General features: G+C 70.5%; 10 protein-coding genes. 9 read left to right on the top strand and 1 reads right to left on the bottom strand.

Annotated elements, in window-relative coordinates:
- The first annotated feature begins 29 nt into the window (after positions 1-29).
- From AB0A90_RS17835 to AB0A90_RS17875, 9 genes are all read left to right on the top strand, one after another.
- Positions 30-1790, top strand: a complete 1761-nt coding sequence (locus AB0A90_RS17835) for a protein kinase (protein WP_357248537.1) — start codon at positions 30-32, stop codon at positions 1788-1790.
- A 119-nt stretch (positions 1791-1909) separates the two neighbouring features.
- Positions 1910-3544 (top strand): serine/threonine-protein kinase, encoded by a 1635-nt coding sequence (locus AB0A90_RS17840; RefSeq protein ID WP_357248540.1) that lies wholly within the window; start codon positions 1910-1912, stop codon positions 3542-3544.
- Positions 3545-3647: 103 nt separating this feature from the next.
- On the top strand, positions 3648-4457 hold the full coding sequence (locus AB0A90_RS17845; RefSeq protein ID WP_357248543.1) for a metal-dependent hydrolase: 810 nt from the start codon (positions 3648-3650) through the stop codon (positions 4455-4457).
- 379 nt (positions 4458-4836) lie between these two features.
- Positions 4837-5868, top strand: a complete 1032-nt coding sequence (locus AB0A90_RS17850; protein ID WP_357248791.1) for a LacI family DNA-binding transcriptional regulator — start codon at positions 4837-4839, stop codon at positions 5866-5868.
- A 77-nt stretch (positions 5869-5945) separates the two neighbouring features.
- Positions 5946-7250 carry an extracellular solute-binding protein gene (locus AB0A90_RS17855; RefSeq protein ID WP_357248547.1) on the top strand — a complete coding sequence of 435 codons (1305 nt, stop codon included), beginning with the start codon at positions 5946-5948 and terminating at the stop codon, positions 7248-7250.
- Positions 7251-7317: 67 nt separating this feature from the next.
- Positions 7318-8286 carry a sugar ABC transporter permease gene (locus tag AB0A90_RS17860; protein ID WP_357248550.1) on the top strand — a complete coding sequence of 323 codons (969 nt, stop codon included), beginning with the start codon at positions 7318-7320 and terminating at the stop codon, positions 8284-8286.
- 1 nt (position 8287) lies between these two features.
- Positions 8288-9172: a carbohydrate ABC transporter permease gene (locus tag AB0A90_RS17865; RefSeq protein ID WP_357248555.1), complete on the top strand. Its 885-nt coding sequence runs from the start codon at positions 8288-8290 to the stop codon at positions 9170-9172.
- Positions 9169-11400, top strand: a complete 2232-nt coding sequence (gene yicI, locus AB0A90_RS17870) for an alpha-xylosidase (protein ID WP_357248558.1) — start codon at positions 9169-9171, stop codon at positions 11398-11400. The genes AB0A90_RS17865 and yicI overlap by 4 nt, the downstream gene beginning before the upstream one ends.
- Positions 11397-12806 carry a GH1 family beta-glucosidase gene (locus tag AB0A90_RS17875; protein ID WP_357248561.1) on the top strand — a complete coding sequence of 470 codons (1410 nt, stop codon included), beginning with the start codon at positions 11397-11399 and terminating at the stop codon, positions 12804-12806. Before yicI ends, AB0A90_RS17875 begins: the two co-directional genes overlap by 4 nt.
- A gap of 58 nt (positions 12807-12864) precedes the next feature.
- Here AB0A90_RS17875 and AB0A90_RS17880 read toward each other — a convergent pair whose 3' ends face one another.
- Positions 12865-14151 carry a choice-of-anchor A family protein gene (locus tag AB0A90_RS17880; RefSeq protein ID WP_357248794.1) on the bottom strand — a complete coding sequence of 429 codons (1287 nt, stop codon included), beginning with the start codon at positions 14149-14151 and terminating at the stop codon, positions 12865-12867.
- Positions 14152-14271: the final 120 nt, after the last annotated feature.

A 14271-nucleotide genomic window follows, 5' to 3' on the forward strand; every position in this document is an offset into this window, starting at 1 on the left:
GGACAGCGGCTGAGGAGGAGCGTGCGCAGGTGCTGATCGCCGGTCGGTACCGGCTGCTCGACCTGGTGGGTCGCGGGGGCATGGGCCGGGTGTGGCTGGCCCGCGACGAGATGCTGCACCGCGAGGTCGCCGTCAAGGAGATCGTGCCGCCCACGTGGCTGGCCGACCACGAACGGGCCGAGGTGCGCTCGCGCACCCTGCGGGAGGCGCGCGCCGCGGCCCGGCTCAACCACCCCGCTGTGGTCCGGCTCTACGACGTCATCCCGGTCGACGACAACCCGTGGATCGTGATGGAGTACGTCCCGTCCCGCACACTCCAGGACGTGGTCGACGCCGAAGGGCCACTGGAGCCCTCCCGCGCCGCCCGGATCGGCCTCGCCGTCCTCGACGCGCTGCACGCCGCGCACACCGCCGGGGTGCTGCACCGCGACATCAAACCCCAGAACGTGCTGGTGGCGCACGACGGACGGGTGATGCTCACCGACTTCGGGCTGGCCACCTTCGACGGCGGCGACGGCGTGACGACCCGCCCCGGCATGGTCCTCGGCTCCCCGCAGTACGTCGCCCCGGAGCGAGCCGCCGAGGGGGCGTCCACGGTCGCCGCCGACCTGTGGTCCCTCGGAGCGACCCTGCACGCCGCGGTTGAGGGCCGCTCCCCGTACGCCCGCAGCACCGCGATGGCGACCCTGAGCGCGCTGGCCGCCGGACCGCCGGACCCGGCCCCGCACGCCGGGGCGCTCGCGCCGGTACTCGCGGGGTTGTTGCGCCGCGACCCGCGCGATCGCCTCGACCACCAGGCGGCCCGCCGGTTGCTGGTCCGGGCGACGACCGGCCACCCCGATCCGCCGCCGGTGTCGGCCCCGGGGTCAAGGTCGGGGCTGGGTTCAGGGCCGGGGCCGGGGTCGGCGGCGGGGCCGGGGTCGGCGGGCCGGCTCGGGTCGCCGACGGGAGACGCGACCGCCGGGGCCGACGGGTCGGCCGATCAGGAGTCGACCAGCGCGCCACCCCAGCCCGGCCGGGCCGCGGGTGATGCGGTTGCGGTGCCCGGCGAATCGAAGGGGCGCCGCACGTCACGGCGGGTCGCGCTGGTCGCCGTGTCACTCCTGGTGGCCGTGGCCGCCGGTGTCGGCACCGCGCTGGCCGTCACCGCTGACCAGCCCACCGACACCGTCGCCCGGCCCTCCGACCCACCGCCGTACGCCCCGCCGAACGGCGGCGGCCGGGACGGCCCGTACGGTCCCGGCCCCGACCGGCACCGACCGCCACCCGGCGGGCGCGACGTGGCCCCACCACCGTTCGCCTGCGTGCGCCCGGACATCGGCGGTGCGCCGGTGACGGCCCGCGCACCGGCTCCCGGCGAACGGTTCCGCCCGCCGCCCGGCTGGGTCTGGCACGCCGACACCACCGGCTTCCGGGTCTCCGTGCCGGCGACCTGGCACTACTCCCGCGACGGTGAGGTGGCCTGCTTCCAGGACCCGGCGACCGGCCGGACGTTCAGCGTCGCCGCGGATGGTGCCGCCGATCCGCTGGCCGCGCTGCAGGCGGCCCGGGACGCGGCGGCCGGGGGCGGGGCACTACCGGAGTACGACGAGATCCTTCTCGCCCCGCGCGACGATGGCGCCGAGTGGGAGTGCCGCTGGCGGGCACCTGACGGCCCACTGCTGCACGCCCGACAACTCGTCGTCGGCGCCGCCCCCTGGACGCTGGGCTGGATCACCGCCGACGAGGACTGGGCGGCGGGCGACACCGACTGGTCAGTGGTGCGAAAGAGTTTCCGACCACCCCGCTGACCTGCACCGTACGGCCATGATCCGGACCACCGTCCGGCGTGGATCGAGGCCGCTCAGCGGATGAGAATGCCGGCACCTGTGGCTATCGTGTAACCCGGGGTGACCAAGGGGGAGCGACCGTGCATCAGTTGCTGATCGCGGGTCGGTACCGGCTGCTCGACCTGGTCGGCACCGGCGGGATGGGTCGGGTGTGGCTTGCTCGCGACGAGATGCTGCACCGCGACGTCGCCGTGAAGGAGGTCGTGCCGCCGTCCTGGCTGGCCGAGGCCGAACGCGAGGAGTCGCGGCTGCGGACGCTGCGCGAGGCCCGCACCGCTGCCCGGCTCAATCACCCCAATGTGGTCCGGATCTACGACGTGGTGCACGACCGGGAGAGCCCCTGGATCGTGATGGAGTACGTGCCGTCCCGGTCGGTGCAGCAGATCATCAGCGACGAGGGACCCCTGAGCCCGCAACGCACCGCCCAGATCGGGTTGGCGGTGCTCGCCGCGCTGCGGGCCGCACACGCCGCCGGGGTGCTGCACCGCGACGTGAAACCCCACAACGTGCTGGTCGCCGACGACGGGCGGGTGGTACTCACCGACTTCGGGCTGGCCACCTTCGACGGTGGCGAGGGCGCGATGACCGGGCCGGGCACGGTGCTCGGCTCACCGCAGTTCGTCGCGCCGGAGCGGGCCCGCGAAGGGGTGTCGGATCCGCGTACCGACCTGTGGTCGTTGGGCGCGACGCTCTACGCGACGGTCGAGGGGCAGTCGCCGTACGCCCGGTCCAGCGCGATGGCGACCCTCAGCGCGCTGGCCACCGACCCACCGGACCCGATGCGCCGCGCCGGCCCGCTGCGTCCCGCGCTCAACGGCCTGCTGCAACGTGACCCCTGGCGGCGGTTGACCGCCACCGAGGTGGAGCCGCTGCTCCGCAGCGCCGCGGCGGCCCACGACCGGCCGGTCGGGCCAACGCCGTCCTCGGCGGTGACCGCGGTACGCAGCGCGGGCCGGGCCGTCCTGCCCGACCGGGTCGACCCGGACTCCGCACCCGACGATGCGCCGACACCGACCCGCACGACGGGCACCCGCCCCGGGCGGCGGCGTCTGCTCGTCCTGGGCGGAGCGGCCACCGCCCTGCTCGTCGCCGCGGGTGTGACGCTGGCACTTGTCGACCACAACACCGAGCGCACACCACCGTCGGGGTCCGGAGGCGGCGCGCCGACCGCCCCGCCGACCCCCCGGCCGACCGCGTTCGCCTGCGCGACGCCACCGCCGACGGCCACTCCGGTGGCCTCGAAGTCACGCCCGGCGGACGCGCCGTACCAACTGCGCGTGGGCTGGACCTGGCACGACGACCCGGCCGGGTTTCGGATTGCCGTGCCGGTGGGCTGGACACGCTGGACCGAGGGGGCGGTGACCTGCTTCCGGGAGCACGACGGCGCCCGGGTGCTCAGCGTCGAGGCAGGGCCGGCGCGGGCCGACCCGGTGGCGTACTGGAAGGCCGAGGAGGCGCGACTCACCACCGGCGACGCGCTGCTGAACGGCTACGTCCGGGTGGACATCTCCGCGATGGACATCTTCGAGGGCGGGGCGGCCTGGGAGTGCGGCTGGAGGAACGCCGCAGGTGAACAGCTGCACAGTTTCCGGTTACTGGCCAACACCTCGGCCGACCGCTCCTACACCGTCTCGTGGATGACAAAAGAGTTCGACTGGCAGGTCAACGCGGCATACTTGCCGATGATCCGGCAGAGCTTCACCCCAGCTCTCTGACGTCGTCCGATGTGGACCCTCCGGGTGATGCCCCTGCGACGCCGACGCTGACTACAGTGGCGTAGTTTTGGGCGCTCAAGATCCCTGGGGAGGGTGAGCCGACATGATGGGACCACAGCACGCGTTGTCCGGCGCGGCGGCGTGGTTGGCGGGGTCCTGGGCACTGGACCAGTTCGCCGACTATCACCAGTCGCCGCTCGCGTTGGCGGTGGGCACCGCGGTGTGTGCCGGCGGCGCGCTCTTTCCCGACCTCGACATGTCCGGCAAGGTGACCAAGAACCAGGGTGGTGCCACAGTGGCTCGCACCTTCGGCGTCTTCTCGCTCTTCGCCGCCGAGGTGATGGAGAAGATCTCGCTCGGGGTCTACTACGCCACGAAGCTCAGCAGGGACCCCCGCCGCAACAACGGGCACCGGACGCTGACCCATACGCTGCCGTTCACCCTGCTGGTCGGCTGGGGCACCACCGCGCTCTGCGCCGCGTACGGCAAGTGGGCCGTCATCACCATCCTGTTCTTCATGTTCGGCCTGGCGCTACGTGGACTGTTCGACGAGTGGGCCGAACGCGCCGGATGGGTGATCATCACGCTCGCATCGGCCGGGGCCGCCTGGTTCACCTTCGCCAACCTGCCGGGAGGTCGCGGCTATCCGCTGATCGGCACGGCCCTGGGCGTGGGCTGCTTCGTGCACATCCTCGGTGACATGATCACCAGGGCGGGCGTGCCGATCCTCTGGCCGATCCCGATCAAGCGGCGGATGTGGATGATGGTCGGCCTACCGAACAGCATCGCCCTGCGGGTCGGCAGCAAGGCCGAGGTGGTCGGGATGCGCATCGCACTGACCGTCGTCTCGGCGCTCGCCACCGTCGGCCTGATCGCGCCCTCGGTGCTGAGCCGGTTCGACATCGATCTCTGACCAACCCGGCCCCGCACACTGCGCGGCGGTGATGCCGCGCCCTTGCCCTTGCCCTTGCCCTTGCCCTTGCCCTTGCCCTTGCCCTTGCAAGATCGTGCTCGATCCTTGTTGTAGTGGCCTCGGTGCGGGCTGAGGGGACTACAACCAGGATCGAGTGCGATCTTGAGGAGCGCCCCCTCCGGGACCCACCAGCGGGGCGTGCGGCGCGGTGGAGGGACGGGCGCGGGGACTCGCGTGACCGCTGAAGTCTTTTCGACATCCGCTATTGACGTCGCCGTAACAGGTGGCCTAGCGTCCTGTCGAACCGCTTCGTCGAACCGCTTCGACGCGCAGGTGGGAGCGATCCCAACCCCCGGCTGAGGAGGTACGCGTGGCCACCATGCACGACGTCGCCCGCCTCGCGCAGGTCTCGGTCAGCACCGTCTCGTACGTGCTCACCGGCGCCCGGCCGATCTCCCAGGCCACCCGGGACAGGGTGCTCGCCGCGATGGCGGAGCTCGACTACCAGCCCAACGCGATGGCCCGTGGTCTGGCCAGCCGGCGCAGCCGGATCCTCGGCCTGCTGATGCCGATGGACGAGCGTGGCCTCGGCGCCACCGAAACCGCCTTCGTCACCGGCGCCGCCTCGGCGGCCAGCGCGGCCGGCTACCACCTCGTACTGTCGCCGGTCGGCGGTGGCGACCTCGACGACCTGCGGCGGCTGGCCACCCAGCGGATGCTCGACGGCGTCGTGCTGATGGAGGTCCAGCTCGCCGACGAGCGGGTCACCGTGCTTCAGGAGGCCGGCGTGCCGCTGGTGTTGATCGGTCGGACCGGCGACACCAGCGCGCTCTCCTACGTCGACATCGACTTCGACCAGACCGTCCGGGAGGCCGTCGCGCACCTGGTGGGTCTGGGGCACCGGCGGATCGTCTACGTCAACCACTCGGCCGCGACGCTGGCCAGCGGATACGGCCCCGCGCTGCGTACCCGGGATGCTTTTGTCGCGGCGATGACCGGACACGGTCTCGACCCGCTGATGATCACGGCCGAGGACAGCGCCGCCGGCGGTCGTGCGGCCCTGGCCGACGCGTTCGCGCAGGCCCCGGAGCTGACCGCCGTGCTCGCCATGAACGAGACCGCGATCTTCGGCATTCTCGGCGAGTTGACCGGTCGTGGGTTGTCGGTGCCCGACGACGTCTCCGTCGTCTCGATGGTCACCTCGCCGCAGGTGGCCGAACTGGCGACGCCGGCGCTGACCGCGATGACGTCGCCCGGTTCGGCGCTGGGCCGGATGGCGATCGAGGCGCTGGTGCGCCACCTGGACGGCGCTGGCAATCGGCTCCACCAACAACTGCTGCCGTGCTCGCTGGAGATCCGGGGTTCGACAGCCGCACCACGAAGCCGTCAACTCATGGGGGCTGACCAGTAGAAACGGCCCGCCGCCGCGCGGCAACGCGACGACGGGCCCGATGCAGTACCGCTAGATACTCAACGAGGAGGATAGTAATGCAGCGATTCCGCCGGATCGTCGCCGCGCTCGCCCTGGCGGCGACCGCGACGACCACCGTGGCCGCCTGCGGCGGTGGCGACAACGGGGACGACAGCGACGCCAAGGTTCTCAAGCTCTGGCACTACGAGAGCGAGAACAGCGCCATGGGCGTCGGTTGGAACCGGGCCATCGAACTCTTCAAGACCGAGCACCCGGGCGTCGAGGTGCGCTTCGAGCGTAAGGCGTTCGAGCAGATCCAGCAGAACGCCGGCATGATCATCAACTCGTCCGAGGGCCCGGACATCATGGAGTACAACAAGGGCAACGCGACCGCGGGCCTGCTCTCCACCCAGGGCCTCCTCACCGACCTGAGCGGCGAGGCCGACAAGCGCGGCTGGGCCGGCAAGCTCAGCCCCAGCCTGCAGACCACCGCCCGGTACAGCGACAAGGGTGTGATGGGCTCGGGCAAGTGGTTCGGTGTGCCGAACTACGGCGAGTACGTCACGGTCTACTACAACAAGGACCTGTTCCAGAGCAACGGCGTCAAGGTGCCGACCAGCATGGCCGAGATGACCGCCGCGATGGACACCTTCGTCGGCAAGGGCATCACCCCGCTGGGCATGGCCGGCGCGGAGTACCCGGCCGGGCAGCTCTTCTACCAGCTCGCCCTCTCCAAGGGCGACCGGCAGTTCGTCGACAACTACCAGCTCTACAAGAACCCGGTGGACTTCAAGGCCGACCCGCTCAAGTACGGCGCGGACACCTTCGCCCAGTGGGTGCAGAAGGGCTACGTCGCGAAGAACTCGGCAAGCCTCAAGGCCGAGGACATGGGCACCGCCTTCATCGGCGGCAAGGTTCCGATGATCGTCTCGGGTAGCTGGTGGTACGGCCGGTTCAAGACCGAGATGAAGGCCAACTGGGACACCTTCCTCTTCCCCGGCAACACCCTGCAGGCCGGCTCCTCCGGCAACCTCTGGGTCGTCCCGGAGAACAGCAAGGCCAAGAGCCTGGCGTACGACTTCATCGACATCACCCTGCGTCCGGAAATCCAGGACCTGATCGGCAACAACGGTGGTGTGCCGGTCGCCGCCGACGCGTCGAAGATCAGCGACCCGAAGGACCGCAAGCTGATCGAGGACTTCAACACGGTCAGCAAGGCCGACGGGCTCGCCTTCTACCCAGACTGGCCGGTCCCCGGCTACTACGACGTGCTGGTCTCCGGTTTCCAGGGCCTGATCAACGGGTCCAAGTCGCCCGACCAGGTCCTCGACACGATCGCCAAGCCGTACGCCGATGGCGTCAAGGAGATCACCGGCAAGTGACACGGCGAGCGGCGGGCGTGACCGGCACGACCGGCGCGCCCGCCCGCCCCGCCGGGAAGGATCTTCCATGGCAGTCTCCGAGACCGTCGCCGCCACACCACCGGCCGCGACGCCCACCCCGCCCGCGCCCAGCCGCAGACGCCGCGGCCGCAACGCGGCGTACTGGCTCTACCTGCTCCCCGGAGCGACGCTCTTCGTCCTGGTGATCGGCGCGCCGCTGATCGGCACCCTCTACCTGTCGCTGACCAAGTGGTCCGGCATCGGCGACCCCCGGTGGGTCGGCCTGGACAACTACCGGCAGTTGCTGCAGGACGACGTGTTCTGGGCGTCGTTCCGCAACACCGTCTGGATGCTCGTCGCGATGGTGGTGGTGCCCACCGTGCTCGGGCTGCTGCTCGCCGCGGTGCTCTTCGACGTCATCGGCCGCCGGTTCAAGCCGCGCACCGCCGCCGCGCTGCGGGCCGCGTTCTACCTTCCGCAGGTGCTGCCCGTCGTGGTGGCCGGCATCGTCTGGGGCTGGATCCTGCGCCCGGACGGGGCGTTCAACAGCCTGCTCGACGCGGTCGGTCTCGGCGCGCTGCGCCACGACTGGCTCGGTGACCCGGGCACCGCCCTGCCGGCCGTGATGGCGGTGATGATCTGGGTGCAGATCGGCTACCCGGTGGTCGTCTTCATGGCGGCGTTGCAGCGGGTCGACCCCGAGTTGTACGAGGCGGCCGAGGTCGACGGCGCGAACTGGCTGCACCGGTTCCGGGCGATCACCCTCCCGCAGATCCGGCCGGAGACGTTCGTGGTGGCGCTGACCTGCACCATCGCCGCGCTGAAGGTGTTCGGGCCGATCTTCGCCCTGACCCGGGGCGGCCCGGACAACGCGACGAACGTCCCGTCGTACTTCGCCTACTACACGTTCTTCAAGAAGCTGCAGGTCGGCTACGGCTCCGCGATCTCCACGGTGCTGACGTTGATCATCGTCGTCGTGGCCGTGGTCTTCATCTGGATGCAGGCCCGCAGCGAGCGCCGGGACCGGGGGTTCTGAGATGGCCGTCATCACTCCGACCGTGGCCCCGGTGACGCCACGCCGGCCCGTACCCGATCGCCACCACCGCGGCGTCAGCCGTTGGGTGGTGCTCGTCCTGGTCGTCGTCGGCGCGCTGGTCATGCTCGTTCCGTTCGCGTTCATGCTGCTCAACGCGTTCAAGTCGCCCGGTGACTACTCGTCGGGTGGCCCGCTGAGCTGGCCGAGCGAGTTCTACACCAGGGGCCTGCGCACGTACTGGACCGAGGTGAACTTCCCGCTCAAGCTCTGGAACTCGGCGCTCATCGCCGGTTCGGTGGCCGTGCTCGGCGTCGCCGTGTCACTGCTCAACGCGTACGCCCTGGGCATCGGCCGGGTCCGCGGCCGGCTCTGGATCGTCGGGTTGTTCCTGCTGGCCAACATGCTGCCGCAGGAGGCGTTGATCTACCCGCTGTACTACGCGGCCAAGGAGGTCGGGCTCTACAACACCCGACTCGCCGTGATCATCATCTTCACGGTGATCCAGAGCGCGTTCGGCACCTACCTGCTCGCCTCGGTGCTGGGGACGTTCCCCCGCTCGCTGTTGGAGGCGGCGGCGCTGGACGGCGCCGGCAAGTGGACGGTGCTGTGGCGGGTGGTCTTCCCCAACCTGCGCCCCACCCTCTCGGTGCTGCTCATCTTCTTCTTCATCTGGACCTGGAACGAGTTCCTCATCCCGCTGGTCATGCTGATCGACAACCAGACGCAGACCATCCCGGTGGCGCTCGCGTCGCTTCAGGGTGACCGGCTGATGGACGCTCCGACCACGAACGCCGGCGCCCTGATCAGCCTGGTGCCGGCCATCCTCTTCTTCCTCATCTTCCAGCGCACCCTGGCGCGCGGCATCACGGCAGGAGCCGAGAAGTGAAGTTCACCGACGGGTACTGGCAACTGCGCCCCGGTGTCAGCGTCCTACGCCCCGGCGTCGTCGAGTCGGTCGAGCCGGACCAGCGCGGCTTCACCGTCTTCGCGCCGACCGGCCAGGTCACCGGTCGCGGCGACACCCTGAACCGGCCCGTGGTCACCGTCCGGTTCTTCTCCCCCGCCCCCGGCGTCATCGGGGTGACCATCGCCCACCACACCGGTGGGCTGCCCCGCGAGCCGCACTTCGGGCTGAGCACCGACGAGACGCACCCGCTCACCGTCGACGTCACCGGGCTCAGCGCGACGCTGACCACCGGTGAGCTGACCGCGCGGGTCGCGCTCGTCGACGGGTGGCGGGTCGAGTTCCTGCACGGCGACCGGCTGGTCACCGCGTCCACCGCGCGCAGCATCGGCGTCGTCACCGACGCCGAGGGCCGCCGGCACGTGCACGAACGGCTCGCCCTCGGCGTCGGCGAGACAGTGTACGGGTTGGGTGAGCGCTTCGGCCCGTTCGTGAAGAACGGGCAGACCGTCGACATCTGGAACGCCGACGGCGGCACCGCCAGCGAGCAGGCGTACAAGAACGTGCCGTTCTATCTCAGCAGCGCCGGCTACGGGGTGTTCGTCGACCACCCGGAGCACGTGTCGTTCGAGGTCGGCTCCGAGGTGGTCACGCAGACCCAGTTCAGCGTCGAGGGGCAGTCGCTCACCTACTACGTCATCGACGGCCCCACCCCGAAGGACGTGCTGCGCCGCTACACCGCGCTCACCGGCCGCCCGGCCCGGATCCCCGCGTGGTCGTACGGGTTGTGGCTGTCCACCTCGTTCACCACCTCGTACGACGAGAAGACGGTGACCGAGTTCGTCGACGGGATGGCCGAGCGCGGGCTGCCGCTGTCGGTGTTCCACTTCGACTGCTTCTGGATGCGCCAGTTCCACTGGGTCGACTTCGTCTGGGACCCGGCGACCTTCCCGGATCCGGAGGGGATGCTGCGCCGGCTGCACGAGCGTGACCTGAAGGTGTGCGTCTGGATCAACCCGTACATCGCGCAGCGGTCGTACCTCTTCGAGGAGGGCCGCGAGGCCGGTTACCTGGTGCGTAACCCGGACGGTTCGGTCTGGCAGTGGGACAGGTGGCAGGCCGGCATGGCGCTCGTCGACTTCACCAACCCGGACGCCGTGCGCTGGTTCACCGGCAAGCTCAAGGCGCTGCTGGACATGGGCGTCGACTGCTTCAAGACCGACTTCGGGGAGCGCATCCCGACCGACGTGGTGTGGCACGACGGTTCGGACCCGCAGCGGATGCACAACTACTACTCCTACCTCTACAACAAGGCGGTCTTCGAGCTGCTGGAGGCCGAACGGGGCAAGGGCGAGGCGGTGTTGTTCGCCCGCTCGGCCACCACCGGCGGGCAGCAGTTCCCGGTGCACTGGGGTGGCGACTGCGAGTCGACGTTCGTCGCGATGGCCGAGTCGCTGCGCGGGGGGCTGTCCCTGGCCGCGTCCGGCTTCGGCTACTGGAGCCACGACATCGGCGGCTTCGAGGGCACCCCCGATCCGGCGGTGTTCAAGCGGTGGGTCGCCTTCGGGCTGCTCTCCTCGCACTCGCGGCTGCACGGCTCCGGCTCGTACCGGGTGCCGTGGGCGTACGACGAGGAGTCCGTGGACGTGCTGCGGCACTTCACCCGGCTCAAGCTCGGCCTGATGCCGTACCTGGCGGCCGCCGCACAGGAGGCGCACCGCGACGGTACGCCGGTGATGCGCCCGATGTTCCTGGAGTTCCCGGACGATCCGGCCACGGCGCACCTGGACCGGCAGTACATGCTCGGCCCGGACGTGCTCGTCGCGCCGGTGTTCAGCGCCGACGGCACCGTCACCTACTACGTGCCCGCCGGCACCTGGACGCACCTGGTCAGCGGCGCTCAGGTCACCGGCCCGGCGTGGGTCACCGAGAAGCACGCGGTCGACAGCCTGCCGGTGTTGGCCCGGCCCGGCGCGGTCATCCCGTTCGGCTCCCGCACCGACCGACCGGACTACGAGTGGGCCGACGACGTACGGCTGCGGCTGTACGCACCGGCCGAGGGGCAGCGGACCCGGGTACGGGTACCGTCACCCGGGGACGGGCCGGGCGCCGAGTTCGACGTGCGCTACGAGGCCGCGACGGCCAGTGTCGAACTGGTCGCCGGTACCTCGACGGGCTACAGCTGCGAGATCCAGGGGACGGAACGATGACGCGACACCACTTCCCGGAGAGCTTCGTCTGGGGGTCGGCGACGGCGGCGTACCAGATCGAGGGTGCGGTCACGGAGGACGGCCGCGGACCGTCCATCTGGGACACCTACAGCCACACACCGGGTCGGACGTTGAACGGCGACACCGGCGACGTGGCCGCCGACCACTACCACAGGTGGGCCGACGACCTCGGTCACATCGCTGACCTGGGGCTCAGCGCGTACCGGTTCTCCGTCTCGTGGCCGCGGGTGCAGCCGGGCGGCTCGGGCCGCTTCAACCAGGCCGGCATCGACTTCTACGCGCGGCTGGTGGACGGTCTGCTGGAACGGGGCATCCGTCCGGTGGCCACCATGTACCACTGGGACCTGCCGCAGGAGCTGGAGGACGCCGGCGGCTGGGCGGCGCGGGAGACCGCGCTGCGCTTCCAGGAGTACGCGGCCGGCATCGTCGGTGCGCTGGGCGACCGGGTGCACACCTGGACGACGCTCAACGAGCCGTGGTGCTCGGCGTACCTGGGCTACGCCTCCGGCGTACACGCTCCGGGTCGCACGGAGCCGGCGGCGGCCCTGGCCGCGGTGCACCACCTCAACCTCGCGCACGGGCTGGCCGGTCGGGTGGTCCGGGAGCTGGCTCCCGCCGCCGAGCTGTCGGTGACGTTGAACCTGCACGTCATCCGGGGGGCGTCCGACTCGGAGGCGGACCGGGACGCGGTACGGCGGATCGACGCCCTGGCCAACCGCGCGTTCCTCGGCCCGATGCTGGACGGGGAGTACCCGGCCGACCTGCTGGCCGACACCGCGTCCGTCACCGACTGGTCGTTCGTCCGCGCGGGTGACGAGAAGCAGATCGCGGTGCCGCTGGACGTGCTCGGGGTCAACTACTACTCCAGCACCCTGGTCCGGGCCTGGGACGGCGTGTCGGCCCGCTCCGACGCCGACGGGCACGGTGCGTCGACCTCGACGCCGTGGGTCGCCGCCGACACCGTCGACTTCCTTCCGCAGCCCGGCCCGTACACGGCGATGGGTTGGAACATCGACCCGCCGGCCCTGACCGAGTTGCTGCTGCGCCTGCACCGCGAATACCCCAGCCAGCCGATGATGATCACCGAGAACGGCGCGGCGTTCGACGACGTGGTGTCGGCCGACGGCCGGATCCACGACGACCGCCGGATCGACTACCTCCGTCGGCACATCGGTGCCATGGCCGACGCCCGCGCCCAGGGCGCGGACGTACGCGGTTACTTCGTCTGGTCGCTGCTGGACAACTTCGAGTGGGGCTACGGCTACGACCGTCGCTTCGGGATCATCCGGGTCGACTACGACACCCAGGTCCGCACCTGGAAGGACAGCGCCCACTGGTACCAGCGGCTCGCCGCCACCGGCAAGCTGGACCAGGCGCAGGACTGACTCGACCGCACGTCGATGGTGGGCCCAGGGCCTTGCCCTGGACCCACCATCACCGGTCTCAGTTTTCGCTACGTCGCAGTCTCAGTCGGGCCAGCAGTAGCAGGGCCACACCGAGGCCGACTCCGGCGCTCCCTATCCCCAGCATCGGCCAGGTTGAGGTACCGGTGACCGGCAACGGGTGCTTGGTCGGGTAGCCCGTCGGGCTCACCGGCGGCTGGGTCGTCGGTGCCGAGGTCGGCCCGGTAGGTGTCGGCGTGGGCAGCGTCGGTGTCGGCGTCGGCCCCGTCGGTGTGGGTGTCGGTGTCGTCGGTGTGGGTGTCGGTGTCGACGCTGTGGGCGTCGGCGACGGCTGGGAGCAGTTCAGCAGCGACGAGAACGGGAAGTCGTGGATCTCCCCGCCGTCGTGCGTCAGAGTCCGACTGATGACGCTTCCCTCGATGTTGGCGTTCGTCGCGGCGTTCAGGGCGGCGTTGGGCGCGTAGATCGTGCCCTCGATCGTCGCGCTGTCGTCGGTGAGCGTGACCGAGGTGGCGGTCGGGAGGTTGAACAGGATGTATCTGGCCTGTTCTCCGCCGATTCCGGCGAAGTTCGGCGCCCGCCAGACGAACGCGTCACCGACTCCGCTGGTGTCCACGTTGACAAGCAGTGGCGTGTCGGCCGTGGGCTGGTCGGCGAAGGTGAGCACCGAGATGTTGGCAAGGTCGCTGGCCGACAGGTTGAGCACGTTCGTGACACCCGGGGCGAGGTTGACCACCGCGTTGCTGCCCGGGGGAACGGGCCGGGGCAACGGCGCACCCTCCGGGGTGGTCAGTACGACGTTCTGCTGACAGGTGGCCAGGCTGGTGGCGGTCGCGCGGAAACCCTCGAACGCGCCGACGAAATCCAGTGGCGAGGAGGGTCCGACACTCGCCACGGGTTGCCGGGTCACGAGCTCGACCCGGGGTGATGCCTCGTAGTCGTTAACCGGCAGGACCCGGGTGTTGACCGCTGCGGCGTTGTTGTCGGTGTCGCGGACGAACGTACCGGTCAGGTCGCCGATCTTCACGTAGCCGTTCTGCAACACCTGCAACCGCGACCCGGGGACGCTGGCGGCGAAGTCGACCCGGCCGCCCACCACGAGTGCCGTCGGATTGCTGTCCGGCGGCACCACGAAAGTCCCGGCGCTCTGCCCGGCGACCTGGTAGTTGCCGAAGCTGAGGTTGCCCCCGACCGCGATGGTCCCCTCGTTCTCGGCACCGAGCAGCCGCGCGTCTCCGGCGGTCATGACCAGGAAGCCCTGCGTGCCGGCCACCGGATCGACCGGTTGTCGGGGCTGAGCCTCGGAGGTGGTCGCCAGCAGGGCCAGGACGGCGACGGTCGCCCCTCCCACCACGGGCAGGAGCAGGCGTCGTACGCCCACGCTGGTACGCGATCCCACATGCACTGTCTCACCAATTGTCACGAACGGGTAACGAGCCGCACGACC

Source organism: Micromonospora sp. NPDC049204, from assembly GCF_040647935.1.
GTDB lineage: Bacteria > Actinomycetota > Actinomycetes > Mycobacteriales > Micromonosporaceae > Micromonospora.